The organism is Comamonas piscis (assembly GCF_014109725.1).
GTDB lineage: Bacteria > Pseudomonadota > Gammaproteobacteria > Burkholderiales > Burkholderiaceae_C > Comamonas > Comamonas piscis.
On sequence record NZ_CP058554.1, the window covers coordinates 824,817 to 846,602 of the forward strand.

Here is a 21,786-nt window from a genome sequence, read left to right on the forward strand (position 1 = left end):
TTGAATGAATACATGGTTTTTTAAACGCACAGCTTGTGCCTTGCTCGCGGCCCAAATGGCGGCAGTGGCCGCCCTGGCCCCCCTGCAGGCGCGGGCCGATACCAGCCTGCCGGCAATGGGCGAGGGCGCCGAGATGACCACCAGCGAGGAGCGGCGCCTGGGCGATGACATTGCGCGCGAGATCTACCGCGATCCGCAGTTTCTGGATGACGCGATTCTGTATGAGTACGTCAACGGCATCTGGCAGGAGCTGATGCTGGCAGCGCGCCAGCGTGGCACCTTGACGTCTGAACTGCAGGAACGTTTTGCCTGGCAGGTGATGCTGATCCAGGATGCGACCGTGAATGCGTTCGCGCTGCCTGGCGGTTTTATGGGTGTGCAGACCGGTCTGGTGGGCGTGGTGGGTAGCCGTGATGAGCTGGCCTCGGTGCTGGCCCATGAAATGAGCCACATCACCCAGCGCCATATTGCACGCATGCTGGCCCGCCAGTCGCGCATGACGCCGGTGATGATTGCCGGCATGATTTTGGGCGCCTTGGCCGCGAGCAAGAACCCGGCTGCGGCCCAGGCGCTGATGGTGGGCAGTTCGGCTGCGGCCATCCAATCACAGCTGAACTTCTCACGCGATATGGAGCGCGAGGCGGACCGCACCGGCATGAGCCTGATGCCGCCTGCCGGCTACTCGCAAGCGGGTTTTGTCAGCATGTTTGAAAAGCTGCAGCAAGCCAACCGCATGAATGACAACGGCAGCTGGCCCTACTTGCGCACCCACCCGCTGACGACCGAGCGCATTGCCGACATGCAGTCGCGCTTGCCCGCCGGTGCTGCACGCAAACCGCAGGACACGGGCATGGTGGCGCAGATGATGTCGGCCCGGGCGCGCATGCTGTCCAAGCCTGAGCCCCAGGTGCTGCACCAATGGGTGCAACTGACCACGGCGGCCGATTTTGCCAATCGCTCATTGGACCAGCGGGCAGGTGTCTGGTATCTGGCAGCCATGTCCCAAAACCAGCTGGGGCGCCATTCGGAAGCGCTGGCGGCGTTGGACCAGTTGGATGCCACCGTGCAAGCCCACCCCGATGCGATGCGCCAGGCGCAGCTGCTGCGTGCCGATGTCGCATTGCGCAACCGGCAGCCGCAAGATGCGCTGGCCGCATTGGCCAAGATCCAGCCACTCAAGCCCCCAGCCAGCAAGGCGGGCAGCACCTCGGTAACGGTCAGCAATGCAATGACCGGCTTGGTCAACGAAGCGGTGATCACACAGGGCTCAGACAAGTCGCTGAGCATCCAGGACAGCAGCCGCGATGTGCTTCTGCCGGAGGTCAAGGCCGTGGTGGGCGATGATACGGGCCAAAGCCCTGAGCGACCAGAACTGGTGCTGGCGGCGCAGGCCTTGGCACAGTTGCCGGCCTCTGGTTTGACCGCTTATGGGGATGTGCTGCGCCAGACCAGCAGCCGGCTGCAGACCTTGGTGCTGCAGTGGCCCAAGGATGTGGGCGCCTGGTTGGCGCTGTCGTGGGTGCTGCGGCAGCAGAACCAGCCGCTGCGCTCCATCCGCGCCGAGGCTGAGAGCCGCGCCGCGCAGTATGACTACGCCGCTGCGGTGGATCGCCTGCGCGCCGGTCAAGACATGGCGCGCAACAGCCAGAACCGCAACGACTACTACGAGGCTTCCATCATCGACACCCGCTTGCGCGAGATGCAATCACTTGCCAAGGAGCAGGCGGCCCGTAAGTGATTCGATGACCAGGCTGATGACGGAGTAGAGCAGCGAGCCGATCAGCGCAGCCCAGAAGCCGTGCACCACAAAGCCGCTGCCTGCAATGCCGGACGCTGCCCAGAACATCAGCGCGTTGATCACAAAGATGAAAAGGCCCAGGGTCAAGATGGTGACCGGAAGTGTCAGCACGACCAGCACTGGTCGCACGATGGCATTGCACAGCCCAATCAGCAGCGCCGCAATCAGCGCCGCGCCAAAGCTGCGGATTTCTACGCCACTGTAGAGGTAGGCGACACAGAGCAGGGCGACTGCGGAGAGCAGCCATTTGAGGATGAGTTTCATGGGTGGAGCTTACTGCATAATTTCACGCAGGTCATGTGCGGGAGGTGGCTGCGCATGAACCCATAAGAAGGGTAATGGAATGAGGGAAAAATTCAAAGCGGCCGGCATTCATTTTTTGCTGGGCCTGGTGCTTCTCAGTGCCGTGTTCTGCCTGATCTACTTTGTCTGGTATCCAGCGCCTTTCTACCAGTTGTCAGGCGGCCAAGAGCTGATGGAATTGATTTTTGGAGTGGACCTGATTCTGGGCCCCTTGCTGACATGGGTGGTCTTCAACAAGAAAAAGCCGCTGCGCACCAACCTTTTGGATGTTGCTGTGATTGCCTGTGTGCAGTTGGCGGCTCTGGGCTATGGCATCTATACCGTGATGCAGGCACGCCCGGTATTTGTGGGCTATGAGTACTACCGATTTCGCGTGGTGCATGCCAATGAGCCCGATCCGCAGGAGATGCGCAAGGCCAGTGCGGTGATTCCCCATGGTTTGCCGATGTGGGGACCCAAGATGCTGGGACTGCGCAAGTCAGCAAATAATGAGGAGCAAACCAATTCAGCACTGCTAGCGATTGGCGGTATCTCCGAAGCTGCGCAAGCAAATCTTTGGGTGCCGTATAAGAACGTGGAACCTGAGGTGTTGGCACATGCCAAGCCCGTGCAGCGGCTGATTGACCGATTCCCGGGTCAGTCCGAAAAAATCCGACAGCTTTTGGTCAAGCACCAGCTGGAGTTGAACAATACGGTCTATGTACCGCTCATTGTGAAGGACGCCTTCTGGACCGTGCTACTGGACAAGAACCAGTTGGACAAGCCCTATTACATCGATATCGATTCGTTCGAGGACTGAAAAAACAAAGCAGCCCGAAGGCTGCCAGTGGAATGGCCGCCACCGAGGTGGCGGTACATGCGACGCTTAATCCAGCGCGAGCGTAAAACAAACGCCCAAAATCCCCAACAACGACCCAGCCAGCTTGGCGGGGCGTGGCACAAAGTCGGCCGATGGCGGCTCCGAGATGGCCTTGGGGCGGCGCCAGTCGAGGACTTCTGCCTGGGGGTACTCGGCGTGCAACTGGGCGGTCATTTGCTGAACGCTGACTTCCGAGATGTGGGTCGAGACGCGGGCGCGCTGCAGTTGGGTGCTTTGCGGGATCAGGCCCTCAAACAGGTTTTTGGCCCACTTGTTGCGCCACTTTTCGAGGGTGCTGCGATTGCCCCAGCGGCTGGCCCTGCGGGTGATTTTGGGGGCGCAAGCCACCAGCACCCAGTGCTCGTCGTTGATGGTTGCGCACTCGTTCAAGCGCTGCAGGGCAAAGGCGGCATCATCTACAAAGACTATTTTTACGTTCATCCAAGTGGCCTAAGTGGGGCTGGCAGCGTGGGGCTGCCAGCGGTGGTGATAGAGGGCGGGTATGGGCTTAGTGTACGTTGGCCGCTGGGAGTTCCTTGGCTTTTTTGCTGGCCAGCCATTTACCGACAGCCAGTACAAACAGTGCGCCAGCAGCAGCGGCTGCGTAGTGCAAGGTCTTGCCTTGGTCGATCTTGAACATCCAGGTCCACTTGTCGGGGTTGGCAAACACGGGGTCGGAGACCAGCATGCCACCTGCGATCCAGCCCAGCAGCATGCCGCCGGCGGTAATGACCATCGGGAAACGCTCCATCAGCTTGATGACCAGCTGGCTACCCCAGACGATGATCGGGATCGAGATCAGCAGGCCCAGGATGATGAGCAGCATGTGGTGTTCTTCACCGGCGTTCTGGGCGGCACCGGCAATGGCGATGACGTTGTCCACGCTCATCACCAGGTCGGCCACGATGATGGTCTTGATGGCGGCAAACAGGCGGTCGCTGCCTTGGATGTTGCCGTGTTCTTCGTCTTCAGGCACCAACAGTTTGACGCCGATCCAGAACAGCAAGATGGCGCCGACAAACTTCAGGAAGGGCAGGGCCAGCAGGAACATCGCGAAAGCGATCAGGATGACGCGCAACACAATCGCGCCGGCGGTACCGAAGAGAATGCCTTTGCGGCGCAGGTCGGGGGGCAGTTTGCGGCAAGCCAGCGCAATCACCACCGCATTGTCCCCGCCGAGCAGGATGTCGATGATGATGATTTGGCCCAGTGCGATCCAGAAGGGCGCGTGCGTCAGAAAATCCAAGTCCATGTAAGCACCTAATTTTTAAAAGGCAGCCCATGCACCATGCACAGGCCATCCGGTGGGGTGTCGTTACAAGTCAGGGAGGCGACGTGGTTCAGCGTTGGCGCTAGAAAATAGCCAACAGCCGGGCAGTAGCTTCGAAAGACCTGTGGTGCGGCACCATGGTTTTCGAAGGTCTTGCTCAGATCATGTGGGCCATGAACCTAACGCGCCGGAAGCTGTGAGGCTTCGTACTGACGACGCATTACATGTCGCTGCGCTTGCCGCTGGCAACGCAACAACGGGAGCTACTCCCCTTCGTCAGCGCGTATTGGAACACAAACGGAGCCATTTGCGCTGACAAAGACCGGTCCAGCGCACAGAGTATTCCCTGATGTTTGTGCTTACCCACACCTGTGGATAACAAGCTGTGAACAAGTGAGGGCGGTGGTGCACTTGGTGGCCAACCGGGCCCGCTCTATCATGCATGCTTGCCATGCAGTTCATCCACCTGACCGATCTGGAAGCCGCCATCAACCACTGGCGCAAGCTTGCGCCCAGTGGCCCCGGTGCCGCGCTGTCGCCGGAAGCCAGTGCTTTGGCCGAGGTCTATGCGCAACTGGTCTACGCGCGCAGGGATGAGGTCGATGCCCAGGAGATGGGCGAACTAGCCATGCAAGCCTGGCTCGCCTGGTGGGAGACCACGCCGGACACCCCCTGCATCGCCATTTGCTCCACCAGCCAGGGCGATGCGGTCTGCAAGGGCTGCGGTCGCAGTTTTGAGGAGGTGCAGCACTGGCTGGCATTTACCCCCGTGCAAAAGCGGGCGGTATGGCGGCGCATCACGCTGCAGGGCACGGCCTGGCGCTTTAACCGCTATGCGGAGCGCGCAGGCTCCGCGGGTGGTATCACTTCCAGCGAATAGGCTCTACAAACACGGTGCCCTTGTCGCTGGACAAGGTCAGCTGCCCTTCCTGGATGGTGGCCTGCAGTTGCATGCTGCGCTCGGCCAAGTCGGCCAGGGCTTGCGACACCTCGGATGGAATGCGGAACACTTCGAGCTTGGCCTGGCGGGCCAGCTTGCCTTCCAGGCCCTTCCACCAGATCTCGGCGGCATGGTTGAAGCAGTAGACCAGCATGTGGTCCGACTTGTTGCAGGCCTTGGTGATGGGCTTTTCTTCGGGCTGGCCCACTTCGATCCAGACGCGCTTGGCGCCGGTGAAATCGGTCAGGTGCACATCGGGGTTGTCCGGGTCGGACAGGCCGGCGCCAAAGCCCAGGGTGCCGTCGCCGTTGCACAGGTCCTGCAGCTGGTGGGCATTCAAGGCCAGCGCGACCAGGCGCACCATCATGCGCTCGTCGGTTTCGCTGGGGTGGCGCGCCAAGGTCAGGTTGTGGTCGGCGTAGTAGTTGTGGTCGATATCGGCAATCGACAAGTTGGCTTTGTAGATGGTGGATTTGATAGCCATGGGGCAGTGTCTGGTGACGAAGCCTTGGCTTCGGGGGTGAATCCGGCGCGCCAGGCAGACACGATGCGGTCTGCCGGGCGGTGAGAGGTAAAAGCAAGAGGCCAGGTCAGTGCCTGGCCTCCGGGAGCGCAGCCGCTTAAACGCGCTTTGCCAGCTCGGTGGCCTTGCCGATGTAGCTGGCCGGGGTCATGGCCAGCAGGCGGTCCTTGTCAGCCTGCGGGATCTCCAGGCTGTTGATCAGCTGGTGCAGGTCTTCGGCGCGCACCGTCTTGCCACGGGTCACTTCCTTGAGCTTCTCGTAAGCGCCTTGCACTCCATAGCGGCGCATGACGGTCTGGATCGGCTCGGCCAGCACTTCCCAGGCATTGTCCAGGTCGTCGGCCAGGCGCTCTTCGTTCAGCTCCAGCTTGTTCAGGCCGGTCATCAGCGAGGTGTAGGCCAGGGCGGCATAGCCGGTGGCCACGCCGATATTGCGCAGCACGGTGGAGTCGGTCAGGTCACGCTGCCAGCGGCTGACAGGCAGCTTCTCCGACAGATGGCGCAGCAGTGCATTGGCCAGGCCCAGGTTGCCTTCGGCGTTTTCAAAGTCGATCGGGTTGACCTTGTGCGGCATCGTGGACGAGCCGATCTCGCCAGCCTTCAGGCGCTGCTTGAAGTAGCCCACCGAGACATAGCCCCAGATGTCGCGCGACAGGTCGATCAGGATGGTGTTGGCGCGGGCGATGCCGTCGAACAGCTCAGCCATGTAGTCATGCGGCTCGATCTGGATGGAGTAGGGCTGGAACGTCAGGCCCAAGCCCTGGGGCTCGTGCTTTTCCACCACGTTCTTGCTGAAGCTTTCCCAGTCAAAGTCTGGCCAGGCCGACAGGTGGGCGTTGTAGTTGCCCACGGCGCCGTTCATCTTGGCGAGCAGCTTGACATTGGCAATGCGGTCCATCGCACCTTGCAGGCGTACCACCACATTGGCCAGTTCCTTGCCCACCGTGGTGGGGCTGGCGGTCTGGCCGTGGGTGCGGCTGAGCATGGGCACAGCGGCGTACTGGTGCGCCATCTCGCGCAGTTTGAGCACCACGCGGTCGAGGCCCGGCAAGATCACCTGGTCGCGGCCAGCGCGGATCTGCAGCGCATGGCTGGTGTTGTTGATGTCTTCGCTGGTGCAGGCAAAGTGCACAAACTCAGCGGCCTTGAGCAGCTCTGGGCGCGCCTCGAACTTGCTCTTGATCCAGTATTCCACCGCCTTCACGTCGTGGTTGGTGGTCTTTTCGATGTCCTTGATCGCCTGGGCATCGGCCTCGCTGAAGTGGTTCACCAGGCCGTGCAGGTAACTGCGTGCACCTTCGGACAGCGGCGCGAACTCGGCAAAGCCGGCATCGGACAGCGCGATGAACCAGGTGATCTCCACCTGTACACGGCGATGCATGTAGCCGAATTCGCTCATGATCGGGCGCAGGGTGGCGAGTTTGGAGGCGTAACGGCCATCCAGCGGAGAAAGGGCGGTAAGGGAAGACAGGCTCATGGGCCGCTATTGTAGGAGCGGGCCGTTTGCCGCATCGGCAGTCTGGCATTGCCTATTTACAATCAAGGGGCTGCACATGCCCCGCAAGGCCCCCCATGCCCACCGCAGGCAGGAGGGCCCTGCAGGCCGAATCGCCCCACCTGCCTGAGCCTGAAGCTATGAAATTGCTAGGAAGCCTGACCAGTCCCTATGTGCGCAAGGTGCGCGTGGTGCTGGCCGAGAAAAAACTCGATTACCGCTTGGAGACCCTGGATGTCTGGGGCGATAGGGTCACGATTGCCGCGGTCAACCCGCTGGGCAAGGTGCCTTGCCTGGTGCTGGATGACGGCTCGGCGCTGGTGGATTCGCGGGTGATCGTCGAGTACCTGGACACCTTGTCGCCCGTCGGCAAGCTGATTCCCAGCCTGGGCCGCGAGCGCGCCGAGGTGCGCAGCTGGGAGGCCCTGGCCGATGGCGTGCTGGATGCCGCTGTGCTGGCGCGCATGGAGCATGCCTTTGCCGGGCGTTCTGATGCACAGCGCAGTCCCGCCTGGGTGGAGCGCCAGCTGGGCAAGGTGTGGGCAGGGCTGGAGGCTATGAGCCATGGTCTGGGCCAGAAAAACTACTTTGCCGGCGCCGGTGTGCATATCAGCCTGGCCGATATAGCGGTGGGCTGTTGCCTGGCCTGGCTGCGGTTTCGCTTTCCCGAGCTGGACTGGGCCACACGCTACCCCAACTTGGCACAGCTGCTGGAGCGGCTGGAAGCCCGGCCCAGCTTTGCAGCAACACAGCCCCAGCTCTGAAGGGCACAAAAAAAGGCCCAGTCGCGTGGACTGGGCCTGGGCATAAAAAAAGTTGCGAAGCGTCCCGAAGTGAATGATAGAGAGGGAGGGAGGAGAAGCACTCCAGGCTTGCAGTCAGACCGAATTGGGCCTGAAAGACTTCGCAACATTAAAAAGGGTCTGTAAAAACTGCGCGGATCGCTTTCACATGGTTCAAAGAGTGCAAGAGGCGGTTTTAAGTTTCCGCATGCCACCCTAAATGTATTGTAAACAAATAAATAATTTGTTTCATTCCGTTATCATTCGTCGAATTAATCGATTTGCTTGACACGATAGTACATCGTTTTTGATGCCCTTGCGCGTAAGTGAATGCTAGCGACCGATGGTGGCACAGTATAAACCCTTATGAATTCCCGAGTTCCATCGGCGCATCTACATGGCTTATGCGGTCTGCAACACCGTTTTCCACAGCGCACGCACCGTCTGCTGCTCCTCCAGCAAAGCTGTTTCTGGCACCTGGGTAGGTGCCTCGTTCAGCCGGGCCAAATGTTGCACACGGCGCAATGCGCGGTAGGCATTTGCGGTCGTCTCACCCATGCCTTCAGGCAGCAAGCCCGCACTTTCGGCACGGCGCAGCAAGCTGATGTTCCCCAAGTTGGGACGCAATTCGGGATTGCAAGCCGAATGCAGCAAGACCAGGTACTGCACGACAAATTCCACATCCATCATCCCGCCGACGCTGTGTTTAACATCGAAGAGGCCTGCAGGCACCTTGTGGGCGCTGCGCACCCGCTCGCGCATGGTGGCGATCTCGCTGCCCAGTGCTGCGGCATCGCGCGGCGCAGTGATCACAGCCTCGCGCACCGCGTCAAAACGGGCCGCCAGCGCAGGGCTGCCCAGCACAAAGCGCGAGCGTGTCATCGCCTGGTGCTCCCAGGTCCAGGCGGTGTTGCTGCCGCGCTGCTGCTGGTAGTTGGCATAAGAGTCAAAGCTGGTCACCAGCAGGCCGGAGTTGCCGTTGGGGCGCAAGGCGGTGTCGATCTCGAACAGATCGCCTTCGCCGGTCTTCACGGTCAGCCAGCTGATGAGCTTGCGCACAAAGGCCGAATAGACCTCGGGCGCACGCTCGTCCTCATCATCAAACACAAAGACGATATCCAGATCGCTGCCGTAGCCGAGCTCTTTGCCGCCCAGCTTGCCGTAGCCGATGATGCCGAACTGCGGCTCTTCCCGGTGGATGTTTTTCAGCCTGCCCCAGCACCAGCGGGTGGTGATGCGCAGGATCGCATCGGCCAGCGCTGACAGGTCATCGGCCACCTGCTCAACGGTGATTTGCTGCTCGATATCGCGCGCCAGGGTGCGGAAGGTTTCGGCATGGTGGGCGCGGCGCAGCAGGTTCAGCAGGTTCTCGTCATCGTCTTCTGCGGTGGATTGCAAAGCGGCCCGGCGCCGCTCGAGGTCGGCTTCAAACTCCTGCGGGTTGAAGCGCTCATGCATCAGCGCGTCGCTGGCCAGCTCATCGATGACACCGGGGTGCTGCAGCATGTAGCGGGCCGGCCATTTGGCGGCGCCCAGCATGTGCATCAGCTTTTCATGCACGGCCGGGCGCTCCTGCAGCATCGCCAGGTAGCTTTCGCGGCGCAGCAGGGATTCCATCCAATCGGCCAGGCGCACGGCGGCGATTTCGCTGACCTGGCCCTGGCCCAGCCACTGGGCTGTGCGCTGCAGCAGCAAGACCAGGCGGCTGCGGCCCGCATCGCTCAGGTAGCTGTAGCGGGGGTTGCGCTGCCACTGCAGCACGCGCTCGCGCACCGCCTCGGGCAGCTTGGGCAGTACGGTCTCCAGCTCAGGGACGCTGGCAGCCGCGCCCTTGGCACCGCCGCACTGGCCGCCCTTGCAGGCCTCGCTTCCGCCCAGCAGCTTGTCAAACTCCTGCGCCACCAGTTCGCGGTGCGCATCGAGCTGGTGCAAAAAGCGGCACTCGTCGTCATAGCCCAGGGTCCGCGCCATCCACAGCAGGTCGTCGTCGCGTGTGGGCAGCACATGGGTTTGCTGGTCGTCCAGGTACTGGATTCGGTGCTCGACCTTGCGCAGAAAAATATAGGCATCGGCGAGGGCCTGCGCCGTCTCGGGCGCCATCAGGTTGGCGCGCTCCAGGCGGGGCAGGGCCTCGAGGGTGGCACGGCAGCGCAGCTCAGGGAACTGGCCGCCCCGCACCACTTGCAGCAGCTGCACGATGAACTCAATCTCGCGGATGCCGCCGCGCGAGAGCTTGACGTCATTGGCGCGCTCGGGGTGGCCGGCGCTGCGCTTGGCCGCATGCTCGCGGATCTGGCGGTGCAGGCTGCGCAGCGAATCGAAGACCGCGTAATCCAGGTAGCGGCGGAACACAAAGGGCAGCACCGCGCTGCGCAGCGCCTGCACATTGGGGCTGCGGGTATCGGCCAGCGGTGCCACGATGCGGCTTTTGAGCCAGGCAAAGCGCTCCCATTCACGGCCATGGGTTTGCAGATAGTCTTCCAGCGCGGCGACCGAGATGGCGGCCGGGCCGGAGTTGCCATTGGGCCGCAGCATCAGATCGACGCGGAACACAAAGCCGTGCTCGGTGGTTTCGCCAATCAGCTGGTAGATCAGCTTGATTGCGCGGATGAAATACTCATGGTTGCTGAGCTTGCCTCGGCCATCGGGTTGGCCCAGGGTTTCGCCTTCTTGCTCATAGATATAGATCAGATCGATATCACTGGAGACATTCAGCTCGCGCGCGCCCAGCTTGCCCATGCCGATGATCCACAGCTGCACCGGGTTGCCATCGGCATCACGCGGGGCGCCATGGCGGCTGTCGAGCTCGGCCCGGGCGGCAGTGCAGGCGGCGTCCAGGGTCAGCTCGGCCAGCTCGGTCACGCCCTGGGTGATGGTGGCCAGATCGGCCTGCAGGTCGCAGTCGAGCTGCACCAGCCGCTCCATGACCAGCTGGCGAAGAATGCGCAGCGCAGCGCCCAGTGCATAACCCTGTGCCAGCAGCGCGGCCAAGGTGGGGGCCATGGTGGCATGGGTGGGTGGGCCGCTGGGCAAGAGGTCCAGCAAACCCTCGTAGCGGCGGTGCAGGCGCTGGACGAAGCGGGAGTGTTCAGAAAGAGGCAGGCTGGCCTGCGGGGGCGTGATATCCGTGTGTGCCATAGCGCTTTATCGACAATGTCCTGCGGCCGAACTGTTCAAATGCTCACATATGCAACGCGAGCGAGGGACTTGCCGCGGGTCATAATTTCGCTTCCCCCTTACTGATTGGACTCGATTGACTGTGCGCGCGCCCCGATTGCTCAAGCTCGCTGCCAAGCTGATGCAATGGTCCATGGGCTTATTGCTGGGCTTGGTGCTGCTGCTGGCTGTGGCCGTGGCGGCGCTGCATTGGTGGATTGTGCCGCGTATCGATGACTTTCGCCCGCAAGTGGAATCTCGCTTATCAGAGGCGCTGGGCCTGCCGGTCCACATCGACCGTTTGCAGGCCGATGGCAACAACAGCCTGGTGCCCACCATTGCGGTAAAGGGGCTGCGCATCGAGCAGCCAGATGGGTCCACAGGGTTTACCCTGGATGCGATCCAGGTGGCCCTGTCCGTACCTTCGCTGCTGCGGCTACGGGCCGAGCAGATCGTCATCAACGCTCCGCAACTGACCGTGCAGCGCGCCGCCGACGGCAGTGTGCGCATCGCCGGTGTATTGGTGGAAAGCGCCAAGGGCGAGGACAGCGGCAGCGCCGGCGACTGGCTGTTCCGCCAGCGCGAGGTACTGATCCAAGGCGGCAGCATCATCTGGGATGACCAACTGCGCGGCCTCCCGCCCGTCAGCTTCAGCGATGTGCATCTGCTGCTGCGCAACCCTGGTCTGCGCCATGAATGGCAACTGCGCGTGCGCCCGCCCGAAGACTGGGGCGATGCGTTGGAATTGCGTGGCCGCATGCACCAGCCGCTGTGGGCGCTGCACGATGGTAGCTGGAAGCACTGGAGTGGCCAGCTTTACCTGGAAGCGCTCCAGCTGAATGCCTCCGCGATGGCGCCGTATCTGCCGCCAGCGGTGGGCCTGCAGCAAGGCCAGGGCTCGGCCCGCCTCTGGCTGGATGTGACGCGTGGCAAGCTCAGCAACGGGACGGCCGATGTGGCCTTGCGCGATGTGGGCGTGCGCCGGCAGGCCACGGCTGGCAGCGATGACAAAACGGCGCAGGGCACGGTGCTGCTGCTGCGATCGGTGCAGGGCCGCATCGGCGGCGCGGCCGACGACAGCGGCTTTCGCGTGCTGACCGAGAACCTGGCGGTGGAATCGGCCAACGGCGAGCGTTGGCCGGGTGGCAGCGCCCGCATCAACCATGTCTATGCCCAGGGCAAGCAGCCCAGCGAGACCGAGGCCAGCGCCCAATCGCTTGATATTGCCTCGCTGGCCCAGCTGGCGCGGCTGCTGCCCATCCCCGACAACGCCCGCCAGTGGCTGCAAAGCAATCGGCCTGCCGGCCTGATCCGCAGTGCATCCGCCCATTGGCGCGGCGATATGGATACCTTGCAGGACTGGCAGGTCAAGGCCGATGTGGGCCAGTTCGCCTTTGGCATACCGGCGGCTGCACCGCGCGCCAATGCCGCGCGCGACAGCCATGGCGGCCTGGTACTGGCCGCCGGCCAGCCGCATGTGGGCCTGCGCGGGTTGGATCTGGCCATTGATGCGCGTGCTGGCGGAGGCCAGGCCAAGCTCAGCTTTGCCGATGGCGCGCTCTACCTTCCTTCGGTGTTTGAGGAGCCCATGCTGCCCATCACCTCGGCCAACACCCAGCTGCAGTGGACGGTGCAGGGCGAGCATATCCAGATGCAGTCCGATCGCCTGGAGTTTGCCAATGCGCATGCGGCCGGCCATGCGCGCTGGTCCTGGCAGACGGCCGACCCGCAGAAGACGGGTTCCCAATCGCGTTTCCCCGGTATCTTGCAGCTCAAGGGTGTGCTGGACCGGGCCGATGGCACCCAGGTGCACCGCTATTTGCCGCTGCATATTCCGCCCGATGCGCGGCACTATGTGCGCGATGCGGTGCTCGCCGGCCAGGCCAGCAATGTGCAGTTCGAGATCAATGGCGACCTCTGGGAAGTGCCGTTCCCGGATTCGCGCCATGGTCTGTTTCGCATCGTCGCGCCGGTGCGTGATGTGCGCTATGCCTATGTGCCCAACTCCCACCTGCACCCTGGTGAAAAGCCCTGGCCGGAGCTCAACCGCCTCTCGGGCGAGCTGGTGTTTGAAGGCAATGGCATGCAGGTCAACAAGGCCAAGGGCATCCTGGACGGCAATGCGCGCATCGTCGTCGACCAGACCAGCGCCAAGATTCCCGACTTCCATGACACGCGGGTGCTGGTCGATGCGCAGGCCAACGGGCCGCTGGCCGATATGCTGGCCACCGTGCGCGGCAGCGCGATCGATGCGCTGACCCAGCAGGCCTTGGCGCAGACCCAGGCCGAGGGCGATGCTCAATTGCAGCTCAAGCTGGACTTGCCGGTGCATGACATGGTTCAGTCCAAAGTGGAGGGTAAGGTGCAACTGCCGGGCAACCGCATCCAATTCCATGATGACTCACCGGTGGTGGAGAAGGTCACCGGCGCAGTGCAGTTTTCCGAGCACGGCTTTGCACTGCAGGATCTGCAAGGCCAGGCGCTGGGCGGCGCGGTCCAGTTCTCGGGCGGCATGGATGTCAGCGGCATGCCTGTTGGCGCCGACCATGGCCCCCGGCTCAAGGTGCGTGCCAATGGCGTGGCCTCGGCCGAAGGCCTGCTGCGCGCCAAGGAGCTGGGCCCGGTGGTGCAGCTGGCGCAGTTGGCACAAGGCCAGGCCGCCTACCAGCTGGAGATCAGCCTGGCGCAAGGGGTGCCTTTGGTAGAGGTGCGCAGTGATCTGGCCGGCATGGCCCTGGCGCTGCCGCCGCCGTTGAAGAAGGCGGCCGACGAGGTCTGGCCCACCCACTTTGCCAGTACCGTGCCGGATGCCCCGCGCGCGGCGCTGGTGCGGCAGAACATGCAGCTGGATGTGGGCGGCCGCCTGCAAATGCGCTATGTGCGTGACATCAGCAACGATGACGCGGTGCCCGACAAGGTAGTCAGCGGCGTGCTGCGCCTGGGTGCTGGCGCGCTGACCTTGCCGGCCAAGGGCGTGATTGCCGAGGTGCAGTTGCCGCAGGTGGATGTGCAGGAATGGCAGGCGCTGGGCCAGCGCTTGAAGGGCATGGCGCCTGCCCGGGTGCCCTTGGCCGAGGGTGCGGTGGCTGCATCGCAGGAGGACGACCCCTATGCGGCGTTTTTACCGGACCACTGGGATATCCGCCTGGACACGGTGCAGGTGCGCGGCATGGACATCCACAACCTGCACCTGAGCGGCTCGCGCACGGGCGCACGCTGGCGCAGCCAGGTCAGCTCCAGCCTGCTCGATGGCCAACTAGAGTACGAGCAAGAGGCCAAGGGCCCCGGCACCATCCGCGCGCGGCTGAGCCAGCTGCGCGTGGGCCAGGAGGGGGCGGACAGCAAACCTGGCTTCAGCCATGACGATGCGCCCGGGCAAGAGCCGGGCCAATTGCCGGCGCTGGATGTGGTGGTGGAGGATCTGCGCTGGCGCCAGCATTCGGTAGGCCGGCTCGAGGTACAGGCAGTCAACCAGCGCCAGGCGGACAAGTCCTGGTGGCAGCTGAAGAACATGGTGCTCTCGAACGACGCCGCCAGCTTCCAGGCCAGCGGCGACTGGGGCGCCCAGCGCAGCAGCGGTGGCGGGCGCCGTACCGAGCTGGAGATGCGACTGGATTTGAAGGACACGGGCGCTCTGCTGGGCCGCTTGGGCATGGCCGGCGTGGTGCGCCAGGGCAAGGGCGCGGTGCAGGGCAGCATCGGTTGGACGGGCAGCCCCGTCAGCCCCGACTACGCCAGCATGGACGGAAAATTGCATGTCGATGTCGGCCAGGGCCAATTTCTGAAGGTGGAGCCCGGTGCCGCCAAGCTGCTCGGCGTGCTCAATCTGCAGGCCTTGCCGCGCCGCCTGACCCTGGATTTCAAGGATGTATTCAGCGCCGGTTTTGGTTTTGACTTTGTGCGCGGCGATGTGCTGGTGAGTGATGGCGTGGCCTCGACCACCAACTTGCAGATGAAGGGCGTGACCGCCGCCGTGCTGCTCGAAGGCCGCGCCAATCTGCGCGATGAGACCCAGGACCTGCACGTGGTCGTCATCCCCGAGCTGAACACCACGACCATGGCCTTGGTGACCACGGCCATCAATCCGGTGATCGGCATCGGCACCTTCCTGGCGCAGGCCTTGTTCAAAGGACCGTTGACCCAGGCGGTGACGCAGGAATTCGAAGTCAGCGGCTCCTGGTCGGAACCCGAGGTCAAGCGCCTCAACCGCCGGCAAGAGGCCGACCCCAGCGCCGTCGGCACGCCGCATTGAGCGCCCAGCCACGGCGCTGAGTCGCCTCCGATATCCGCAAGCGCCAGTTCCGGGCCTGGGCTTGCGGATAATAGCCGCTAGTTTCTCTTGCAGGATGCATCGATGAAAGTAGCCGCACTCCAAATGGTGACCAGCACGCAATGGGCGCACAACCGCGCCCAGGCCTGGCAACTGCTGCAGCAGGCGGCGGCTGCGGGTGCCGAGATGGCGGTGCTTCCCGAGTACTTTTGCCTGATGGGCCAGCGCGATACCGACAAGCTGGCGCTGGCCGAGCCGTTTGGCGATGGCCCCATGCAGCAGTTTTTGGCCGACAGCGCCCGCAGTCTGGGTATCTGGATCGTCGGCGGCACCCTGCCTTTGCAAGGGCCGGATGCCGAGCATGTGTACAACAGCAGCTGCGTCTACAACCCCCAGGGCGACTGCGTGGCGCGCTACGACAAGATCCACCTGTTCTGCTATGCCAATGAGCGCGAGTCCTATGACGAGCACCGGGTCATCGCACCCGGGAACACCGCAGTGCAGTTTGACTTGCCCAGCCGCGATGGCCAAAGCTGGCGCATCGGCCTGAGCACCTGCTACGACCTGCGCTTTCCCGAGCTGTACCGGCTGCATGCGCAGGCGGGCGCACAGCTGATGCTGGTGCCCAGCGCCTTTACCTACACCACCGGCCAGGCCCATTGGGCGCTGCTGCTGCGCGCGCGGGCGGTGGAGAACCTGGCCTATGTGCTGGCCGCTGCCCAAGGCGGCGTGCATGAGAACGGCCGCCGCACCTGGGGCCACAGCATGGCCATCAACCCCTGGGGCGAGGTGATGGCGCTGCAGGCCAGCGAGCCCGGCGTGGTGCTGGCCGATCTGGACTGGGCTGCACTGCAGCAGTGGCGCCAGCAGCTGCCGGCTCTCCAGCACCGCGTATGCTGATGGCGCATTGGGCGCAGTCGCTAGCGCAGCGCTGGCACCAAAGCTGGCGGCGCTGGTCGCTGTGGTCGGCGCTGGTGCTGCTGGTGGCGGGCACCCTGGTCACCCAGGTCTGGCTGGCGGGGCGCTATGAGATCTCCGAAGTGCAGCAGCGGCTGGACCGCGAGGCCCAGGATGCCGTCAGCGACATCCGCAGCCTGTTCAACGACAACGTCAACCGCCTGCGCAGCATGCCGCGCTATGACAGCGATGTCATGGCCTGGCAGTCGGCGGCAGCCGGCATCTTGCGCAACCAGCGTGACCTGGCCCATATCGAGTGGCGCAATCCACAGCTGCAGATCGAGACCAGCGAGGAGTCGCCGTATTTGAACCTGCAGTGGTCGGCCATCGACCGCACGGGCATGAACACCGAGAGCCATACCGCCTGCCTGCGGGCCCGCAACACGGGCGCTGCTTCGTATGCGGGCAGCTATTTTCTGTCGCAGGGCAATGGCACGGGGCTGGAGCTGCTGGAGCTGTGCGTGCCGGTGATCACCGGTGATAAGTTGCATGGCTTTGCGGTGGCCACCTACATCCTGCAGAACGTGCTGTCGGACCTGGTCAGCGAGAGCCTGCGCCGCAACCATGAGCTGTCCTTCACCGAGACCGATGGCACGCGCCTGGCGATCGTGAGTACACCCAGGCGCGGCACGCGGGTGTTCACGTCCAACCAGCTGCTCGATCTGCCGGGCGTGGCGCTGATGCTGCGGGTGGACAGCTGGCATGCGGCGCCCAATGTGTTCCCCAATGTGCTCACGGCCCTGGTCACCGGCATGTCGATCGCGCTGATCACCGTGCTGGTGGTGCTGGTGCGCGACAACCGCCGCCGCTTGAAGGCCGAGCGTGATCTGGGTGATGCGCTGGCCTTTCGCAAGGCGATGGAGGACTCGCTGGTGACGGGGCTGCGCGCGCGCGACCTGCACGGCAAGGTGACCTATGTGAACCCGGCGTTTTGCGAGATGGTGGGGTTCTCGGCCGAGGAGATTCTGGACCCGAGCAAGGCTACGCCCTACTGGCCCCCGGAGTTGGCGCCGGAATACGCACGCCGCCAGCAGATCCGCCTGTCCGGCCACTTGCCGCCGCCGCGTGAGGGCTATGAGTCCACCTTCATGCACAAAGATGGGCGGCGTTTTCCGGTGCTGATTTTCGAGGCTCCGCTGATCAATGCCGCCGGCATGCACACCGGCTGGATGAGTGCCTTTGTCGACATGAGCGAACAGCGCCGGGTCGAGGAGCTGTCGCGCGCCTCGCAGGAGCGCCTGCAGGCCACCGCGCGCCTGGCGACCGTGGGCGAGATGGCGTCGCTGCTCAGCCACGAGCTCAACCAACCGCTGGCCGCCATCTCCAGCTATGCCACCGGCATCATGAACCTGCTGCCCGATGGCGCGCCGCCCGATGAGGTGCAGGAGCACCTGCCCGATGTGCGCATGGCCGTGCAGCGCATGGCCTTCCAGGCCGAGCGGGCCGGCAAGGTCATCAAGAGCGTGCATGGCTTTGTGCGCCGCCGCGACCAGTCGCGCGAGTTTGTGCAAGCCTCCGAATTGATGGATGCGGTATTGCCGCTGGTGCGGCTGCAGGCGCGTAAACTCTATGTCGATGTGGCCACCGAGCTGGCGCCCGGTTTGCCGGCCGTCTTTTGCGACCGGACCATGGTCGAGCAGGTGCTGCTCAACCTCAGCCGCAACGGCATGCAGGCCATGGACTATGGCGGCACGCACCCGCGGGTGCTGCAGATGCTGGTGCGGCTGGCGCCCAGCGACGACGGCCGTGATTGGGTGGAGTTTGTGGTGGCCGATGTGGGCGAGGGCATCACCGAAGAGGTGGCCGCCCGCCTCTACACCCCCTTCTTCACTACCAAGGACGAGGGCATGGGCCTGGGCCTGAGCCTCTGCCGCACCGTGGTGGAGCAGCATGGCAGCCATCTGCGCTACCTGCCCCACCAGCCGCGCGGGACCGTTTTCAGTTTTACCCTGCCAACCTGGCGCAACGATTGAAAGTTCAGAGATGCAGCCGCTAGTGAATGCGACCGTGTATATCGTCGATGATGATGCCGAGGTGCGGGATGCGCTGGCCTGGATGCTGCGCTCGCGCCGTCTGCTGAGCGAAGGCTTTGCATCGGCCGAGGCCTTTGAAGCCATGCTGCGCAGCCGACCGCCCCAGGTGGATCCGGCCTGCGCGCTCTTGGATGTGCGCATGCCCGGCATGAGCGGCCTGGCGCTCTTTGATCGTTTGGTCGAGATGGAGGTGATCGCTGCCTTGCCGGTGATCTTCTTGACCGGCCACGCCGATGTGCCGACGGCCGTGGCCACGGTCAAGCGCGGGGCCTTTGATTTTTGCGAAAAGCCGTTTTCCGACAACGCGCTGGTCGACCGCATCGAACATGCGCTGCAGGCATCAAGCGCCTACCTGGACACCCTGCGCTCGCAGCAAGGCGTGCGCGAGCGCGTGGCCGAGCTGACGGACCGGGAGCAGGCCGTCATGCGCCTGGTGATCGATGGCCTGCCCAATAAATTGATTGCCGATGGGCTGAGCATCAGCGTGCGCACGGTGGAAGTGCACCGCGCCCGAGTGTTTGACAAGATGCAGGTCAAATCGGCAGTGGAACTGGCCAACCTGCTGCGCGATCTGGCTTAAATATCGCAGCACACACCAAAGCACGCAGCATCAGAGACAAAAAAGGCGCCCGTTGAACGGACGCCCTTGTGCATGGAGACCAGCGGGTTTTAACGGCCTGGCTGCACTTCACCCACAAAGATTTCGACGCGGCGGTTGTGTGCGCGGCCAGCAGATGTGTCGTTGGTGGCGACTGGCTGGCGCGAACCCATGCCCTGTACCTGGATACGCGCGCCGTTCACGCCGCGCTGGGTCAGGTAGTTGCGTGCGCTTTCTGCACGGGCGAGGGACAGCGGATCGTTGATGCCGTCGTTGCCGGTGCTGTCGGTGTGGCCGATGATGCGAACCTGGGCGTTTTGGTTGCTGCGCAGGCCTTCGGCAAAGCGGTCTAGGATGGGTGCGAAGTTGCCCTGGATGTCCGAGCGGTTGGTCTGGAACGAGATGTCGCTGGGGATATCGAGCTTGAGTTGGTTGTCAGGCGTCTGGGTTACGACAACGCCGGTGCCCTGGGTCGCCTGCTCCATCTCCTGCTTTTGCTTTTGCATGTGCTGCGACCAGATATAGGTGCCCAGCGCGCCGATACCAGCACCAATCACCGCGCCCGAGCCGGCATGGCCGCCAGCAATCGCGCCGACCGCAGCGCCGCCCAGTGCGCCTACGCCAGCGCCCGTGGCGGTTTGGCGTTGGGTGTCGGACATGTTGGCGCAACCGCTCAGAATGGCCAGGCTGGCAACGGCAGAGACTAGAATTTGTTTACGCATGCTTGAACTCCTCTGATGCATGTGCCTTCCCGGAAAAGTGGGCAGGCCGTGAATGCAAATTGTGGGCAGTAGAACGCCCAATTGCCAGAGACAAAGTTCAAAAATGGTAAAAATGACGGCAATGAGCGGCCATGTCCTACGATTTGCGCAAGCTAGTCGCGAGGGGGCTGCTCATCTTTGCTTACGATTTCTCCTTTTTTGCGACCGGCAAACATCGTCCACCAGACGATCGCCACCAGTATGACCAACGCCAATAGCGCTTCCAACAATATCAGTCCCATCGGTGCCCGCTCCTTACGTATGCTGTCGATGGCTGCGATTGTAGGAATTCTGGCAGCCTGCTCCACCCAAGTCCCTTTGGATGAGCCGTCCTCTCCAACGACGCGCCCACCGGTGTCGGGCAGCATCGAGGTGCTGCCACCCGATGCCAACGAGCCGCTGCCTCCGGCGATCCAGCAAGCCAAGAGCCGCTGGGTGCCTGTGCACTGGTCATCGGTGCCCGGTCTGGAGCAGGACAACCTGGCCGACGCCTGGAACGCCTGGATCAAAAGCTGCGGCCGCCCACCCGCGCCCTTTGCGCAGTTCTGCTCCGAGGTGCGGCGCATGAGCCTGGCCTCCACCGAAGAGCAGCGCGCCTGGATGGTGTCGCGCTTCCAGCCCTACCGCGTGGAATCGCTCGATGGCAATCCCGATGGCATGCTGACCAGCTATTTCGAGCCCATGCTGGAGGGCACGCGCCTGCCGGGCAATGGCTATTCGATACCGCTGTACAAATCACCCGCCAGCCTGGGCACGCGCAAGCCCTGGTTCAGCCGCCAGCAGATCGAGACTTCGCCCCAGGTGCAGGCCGAGCTGCAGGACAAGGTGATTGCCTGGGTCAACGATCCTGTCGATGCGATGGTGTTGCATATCCAAGGCTCGGGCCGTGTGCGCATCACGGAGCCCGATGGCTCGGTGCGCCTGATCCGCGTGGCCTATGCCGCCACCAATGACCACCCCTACAAGAGCATTGGCCGTTGGCTGCTGGACCAGGGCTTGGTGCGCGATGCCACCTGGCCGGGCATCAAGGCCTGGATTGCCGCCAACCCGAGCCGCGTCAACGAGTTGCTCTGGAGCAACCCGCGCTATGTCTTCTTCAAGGAAGAGCCGCTGTCGCCGCTGGATGCCGAGTTTGGCCCCAATGGCGCCCAGGGCGTGCCGCTGACCCCTGGCCGCTCGATTGCGGTGGACCGGGCCAGCATCCCCTACGGCACCCCCGTGTGGATGTCGTCCACTGGGCCGACCGTGCAGCTCAACCGCCTAGTGATGGCGCAGGATACGGGCAGTGCCATTTTGGGTGCCGTGCGCGCTGACTACTTTGCCGGTTGGGGCCATGAGGCGGGCGATTTTGCCGGCCGGGTCAAGCAGCCGCTGCGCTTGTGGGTGCTGTGGCCCCGGGGTGTGGCCAAGCGCTGATCAGCCAGGTTTCTGCCAAAGAGAAAGGCCAGCCGCGAGGCTGGCCTTTTGCATGGGGCGGCTCTATCGCGCAACGCGTTAGCGCAAGGGCGAGCCCTTGGGGTTGGCCGTCATCGGCAGCGGCAGGGCGCTGCTGGACTTGACCTCGCCCAGCGAAAACGTGGTGTGTACATCTTTCACATTCGGCAGGCGCAACAGCACATTGCGGATAAAGCTGGAGAAGCTCTCCAAATCCTTGGCCACCACCTGCAGCTCAAAGGTGCCGGCGCCACTGATGTAGTGGCAAGAGGTGACCTCGGGCAGCAGGCGGATCGACTCTTCCATGCGCAAGGTGATGTCGGCGGTGTTCTGCGCGGCATCGACGCGGACAAAGGCCAGCACGCCCAGGCCGAGCTTGTGGCGGTCCAGGATGGCGTGGTAGCCGGTGATGTAGCCGGCCTCTTCCAGCGCGCGCACCCGGCGCCAGCAGGGCGCGGCCGACAGCCCCACGCGCTGGGCCAGGTCGGCATTCGTCAAACGGGCGTTTTGTTGAAGCTCGTAGAGGATGGCCCAGTCGAATTTGTCAATTTGGTTCATTTATCGCCATTATTGAGCAATATTCTTTCAAATACTAGGTAAAGCCCGG

17 protein-coding genes are annotated in these 21,786 nt (G+C 63.3%); 9 read left to right on the forward strand and 8 right to left on the reverse strand.

What is annotated here, in order from left to right; all coding sequences use genetic code 11:
* The first annotated feature begins 4 nt into the window (after positions 1 to 4).
* On the forward strand, positions 5 to 1,738 hold the full coding sequence (locus HS961_RS03800) for a M48 family metalloprotease (RefSeq protein ID WP_182326452.1): 1,734 nt from the start codon (positions 5 to 7) through the stop codon (positions 1,736 to 1,738).
* Here HS961_RS03800 and HS961_RS03805 read toward each other — a convergent pair.
* Positions 1,706 to 2,062 carry a phage holin family protein gene (locus HS961_RS03805; RefSeq protein ID WP_182326453.1) on the reverse strand — a complete coding sequence of 119 codons (357 nt, stop codon included), beginning with the start codon at positions 2,060 to 2,062 and terminating at the stop codon, positions 1,706 to 1,708. The genes HS961_RS03800 and HS961_RS03805 overlap by 33 nt on opposite strands.
* Positions 2,063 to 2,141: 79 nt before the next feature.
* Here HS961_RS03805 and HS961_RS03810 point away from each other — a divergent pair, with 79 nt between their 5' ends.
* A complete protein-coding gene (locus HS961_RS03810; RefSeq protein WP_182326454.1) occupies positions 2,142 to 2,900 on the forward strand; it encodes a pilus assembly protein in 759 nt (252 codons plus the stop codon).
* A gap of 66 nt (positions 2,901 to 2,966) precedes the next feature.
* Here HS961_RS03810 and HS961_RS03815 read toward each other — a convergent pair whose 3' ends face one another.
* Positions 2,967 to 3,401 (reverse strand): hypothetical protein, encoded by a 435-nt coding sequence (locus HS961_RS03815; RefSeq protein WP_182326455.1) that lies wholly within the window; start codon positions 3,399 to 3,401, stop codon positions 2,967 to 2,969.
* 67 nt (positions 3,402 to 3,468) lie between these two features.
* A complete protein-coding gene (locus HS961_RS03820; protein ID WP_182326456.1) occupies positions 3,469 to 4,212 on the reverse strand; it encodes a TerC family protein in 744 nt (247 codons plus the stop codon).
* Positions 4,213 to 4,681: 469 nt separating this feature from the next.
* Here HS961_RS03820 and HS961_RS03825 point away from each other — a divergent pair, with 469 nt between their 5' ends.
* Complete coding sequence (locus tag HS961_RS03825) at positions 4,682 to 5,110, forward strand: DUF3717 domain-containing protein (RefSeq protein WP_182326457.1); 429 nt, start codon at positions 4,682 to 4,684, stop codon at positions 5,108 to 5,110.
* Here the strand turns inward: HS961_RS03825 and HS961_RS03830 are convergent.
* Positions 5,094 to 5,654, reverse strand: a complete 561-nt coding sequence (locus tag HS961_RS03830) for a YaeQ family protein (protein ID WP_182326458.1) — start codon at positions 5,652 to 5,654, stop codon at positions 5,094 to 5,096. The genes HS961_RS03825 and HS961_RS03830 overlap by 17 nt on opposite strands.
* 136 nt (positions 5,655 to 5,790) lie before the next feature.
* On the reverse strand, positions 5,791 to 7,170 hold the full coding sequence (gene purB / locus HS961_RS03835) for an adenylosuccinate lyase (RefSeq protein WP_182326459.1): 1,380 nt from the start codon (positions 7,168 to 7,170) through the stop codon (positions 5,791 to 5,793).
* Between the two features lie 158 nt (positions 7,171 to 7,328).
* Here purB and HS961_RS03840 point away from each other — a divergent pair, with 158 nt between their 5' ends.
* On the forward strand, positions 7,329 to 7,952 hold the full coding sequence (locus HS961_RS03840) for a glutathione S-transferase family protein (protein WP_182326460.1): 624 nt from the start codon (positions 7,329 to 7,331) through the stop codon (positions 7,950 to 7,952).
* A gap of 420 nt (positions 7,953 to 8,372) precedes the next feature.
* Here HS961_RS03840 and glnE read toward each other — a convergent pair whose 3' ends face one another.
* The gene (gene glnE / locus HS961_RS03845; protein WP_182326461.1) at positions 8,373 to 11,108 is read right to left on the reverse strand and encodes a bifunctional [glutamate--ammonia ligase]-adenylyl-L-tyrosine phosphorylase/[glutamate--ammonia-ligase] adenylyltransferase; all 2,736 of its coding nucleotides are present in this window, start codon (positions 11,106 to 11,108) and stop codon (positions 8,373 to 8,375) included.
* Between the two features lie 121 nt (positions 11,109 to 11,229).
* On the opposite strand from glnE, the gene HS961_RS03850 reads away from it, so the two are divergent.
* From HS961_RS03850 to HS961_RS03865, 4 genes are all read left to right on the forward strand, one after another.
* A complete protein-coding gene (locus HS961_RS03850; RefSeq protein ID WP_182326462.1) occupies positions 11,230 to 15,378 on the forward strand; it encodes a YhdP family protein in 4,149 nt (1,382 codons plus the stop codon).
* 102 nt (positions 15,379 to 15,480) lie between these two features.
* A complete protein-coding gene (locus HS961_RS03855) occupies positions 15,481 to 16,296 on the forward strand; it encodes a carbon-nitrogen hydrolase family protein (protein WP_182326463.1) in 816 nt (271 codons plus the stop codon).
* Entirely contained in the window at positions 16,290 to 18,326 is a 2,037-nt protein-coding gene (locus HS961_RS03860; protein ID WP_412101626.1) for a two-component system sensor histidine kinase NtrB, read from the forward strand. The genes HS961_RS03855 and HS961_RS03860 overlap by 7 nt, the downstream gene beginning before the upstream one ends.
* Positions 18,327 to 18,336: 10 nt before the next feature.
* Positions 18,337 to 18,966, forward strand: coding sequence for a response regulator transcription factor (locus HS961_RS03865; protein WP_182326464.1), 630 nt, complete (start codon positions 18,337 to 18,339; stop codon positions 18,964 to 18,966).
* Between the two features lie 89 nt (positions 18,967 to 19,055).
* Here HS961_RS03865 and HS961_RS03870 read toward each other — a convergent pair whose 3' ends face one another.
* Entirely contained in the window at positions 19,056 to 19,706 is a 651-nt protein-coding gene (locus tag HS961_RS03870; RefSeq protein ID WP_182326465.1) for an OmpA family protein, read from the reverse strand.
* Positions 19,707 to 19,919: 213 nt separating this feature from the next.
* Here HS961_RS03870 and HS961_RS03875 point away from each other — a divergent pair, with 213 nt between their 5' ends.
* Positions 19,920 to 21,161, forward strand: a complete 1,242-nt coding sequence (locus tag HS961_RS03875) for a murein transglycosylase A (RefSeq protein ID WP_412101651.1) — start codon at positions 19,920 to 19,922, stop codon at positions 21,159 to 21,161.
* 78 nt (positions 21,162 to 21,239) lie between these two features.
* Here the strand turns inward: HS961_RS03875 and HS961_RS03880 are convergent, their stop codons facing one another.
* Positions 21,240 to 21,737, reverse strand: coding sequence for an Lrp/AsnC family transcriptional regulator (locus HS961_RS03880; protein ID WP_182326467.1), 498 nt, complete (start codon positions 21,735 to 21,737; stop codon positions 21,240 to 21,242).
* Between the last annotated feature and the right edge of the window lie 49 nt (positions 21,738 to 21,786).

Coding starts and splice junctions, on each gene's coding strand:
- HS961_RS03800 (WP_182326452.1), top strand. CDS start 5: ATGAATACATGGTTTTTTAAACGCACAGCTTGTGCCTTGCTCGCGGCC.
- HS961_RS03805 (WP_182326453.1), bottom strand. CDS start 2,062: ATGAAACTCATCCTCAAATGGCTGCTCTCCGCAGTCGCCCTGCTCTGT.
- HS961_RS03810 (WP_182326454.1), top strand. CDS start 2,142: ATGAGGGAAAAATTCAAAGCGGCCGGCATTCATTTTTTGCTGGGCCTG.
- HS961_RS03815 (WP_182326455.1), bottom strand. CDS start 3,401: ATGAACGTAAAAATAGTCTTTGTAGATGATGCCGCCTTTGCCCTGCAG.
- HS961_RS03820 (WP_182326456.1), bottom strand. CDS start 4,212: ATGGACTTGGATTTTCTGACGCACGCGCCCTTCTGGATCGCACTGGGC.
- HS961_RS03825 (WP_182326457.1), top strand. CDS start 4,682: ATGCAGTTCATCCACCTGACCGATCTGGAAGCCGCCATCAACCACTGG.
- HS961_RS03830 (WP_182326458.1), bottom strand. CDS start 5,654: ATGGCTATCAAATCCACCATCTACAAAGCCAACTTGTCGATTGCCGAT.
- purB (WP_182326459.1), bottom strand. CDS start 7,170: ATGAGCCTGTCTTCCCTTACCGCCCTTTCTCCGCTGGATGGCCGTTAC.
- HS961_RS03840 (WP_182326460.1), top strand. CDS start 7,329: ATGAAATTGCTAGGAAGCCTGACCAGTCCCTATGTGCGCAAGGTGCGC.
- glnE (WP_182326461.1), bottom strand. CDS start 11,108: ATGGCACACACGGATATCACGCCCCCGCAGGCCAGCCTGCCTCTTTCT.
- HS961_RS03855 (WP_182326463.1), top strand. CDS start 15,481: ATGAAAGTAGCCGCACTCCAAATGGTGACCAGCACGCAATGGGCGCAC.
- HS961_RS03860 (WP_412101626.1), top strand. CDS start 16,290: ATGCTGATGGCGCATTGGGCGCAGTCGCTAGCGCAGCGCTGGCACCAA.
- HS961_RS03865 (WP_182326464.1), top strand. CDS start 18,337: ATGCAGCCGCTAGTGAATGCGACCGTGTATATCGTCGATGATGATGCC.
- HS961_RS03870 (WP_182326465.1), bottom strand. CDS start 19,706: ATGCGTAAACAAATTCTAGTCTCTGCCGTTGCCAGCCTGGCCATTCTG.
- HS961_RS03880 (WP_182326467.1), bottom strand. CDS start 21,737: ATGAACCAAATTGACAAATTCGACTGGGCCATCCTCTACGAGCTTCAA.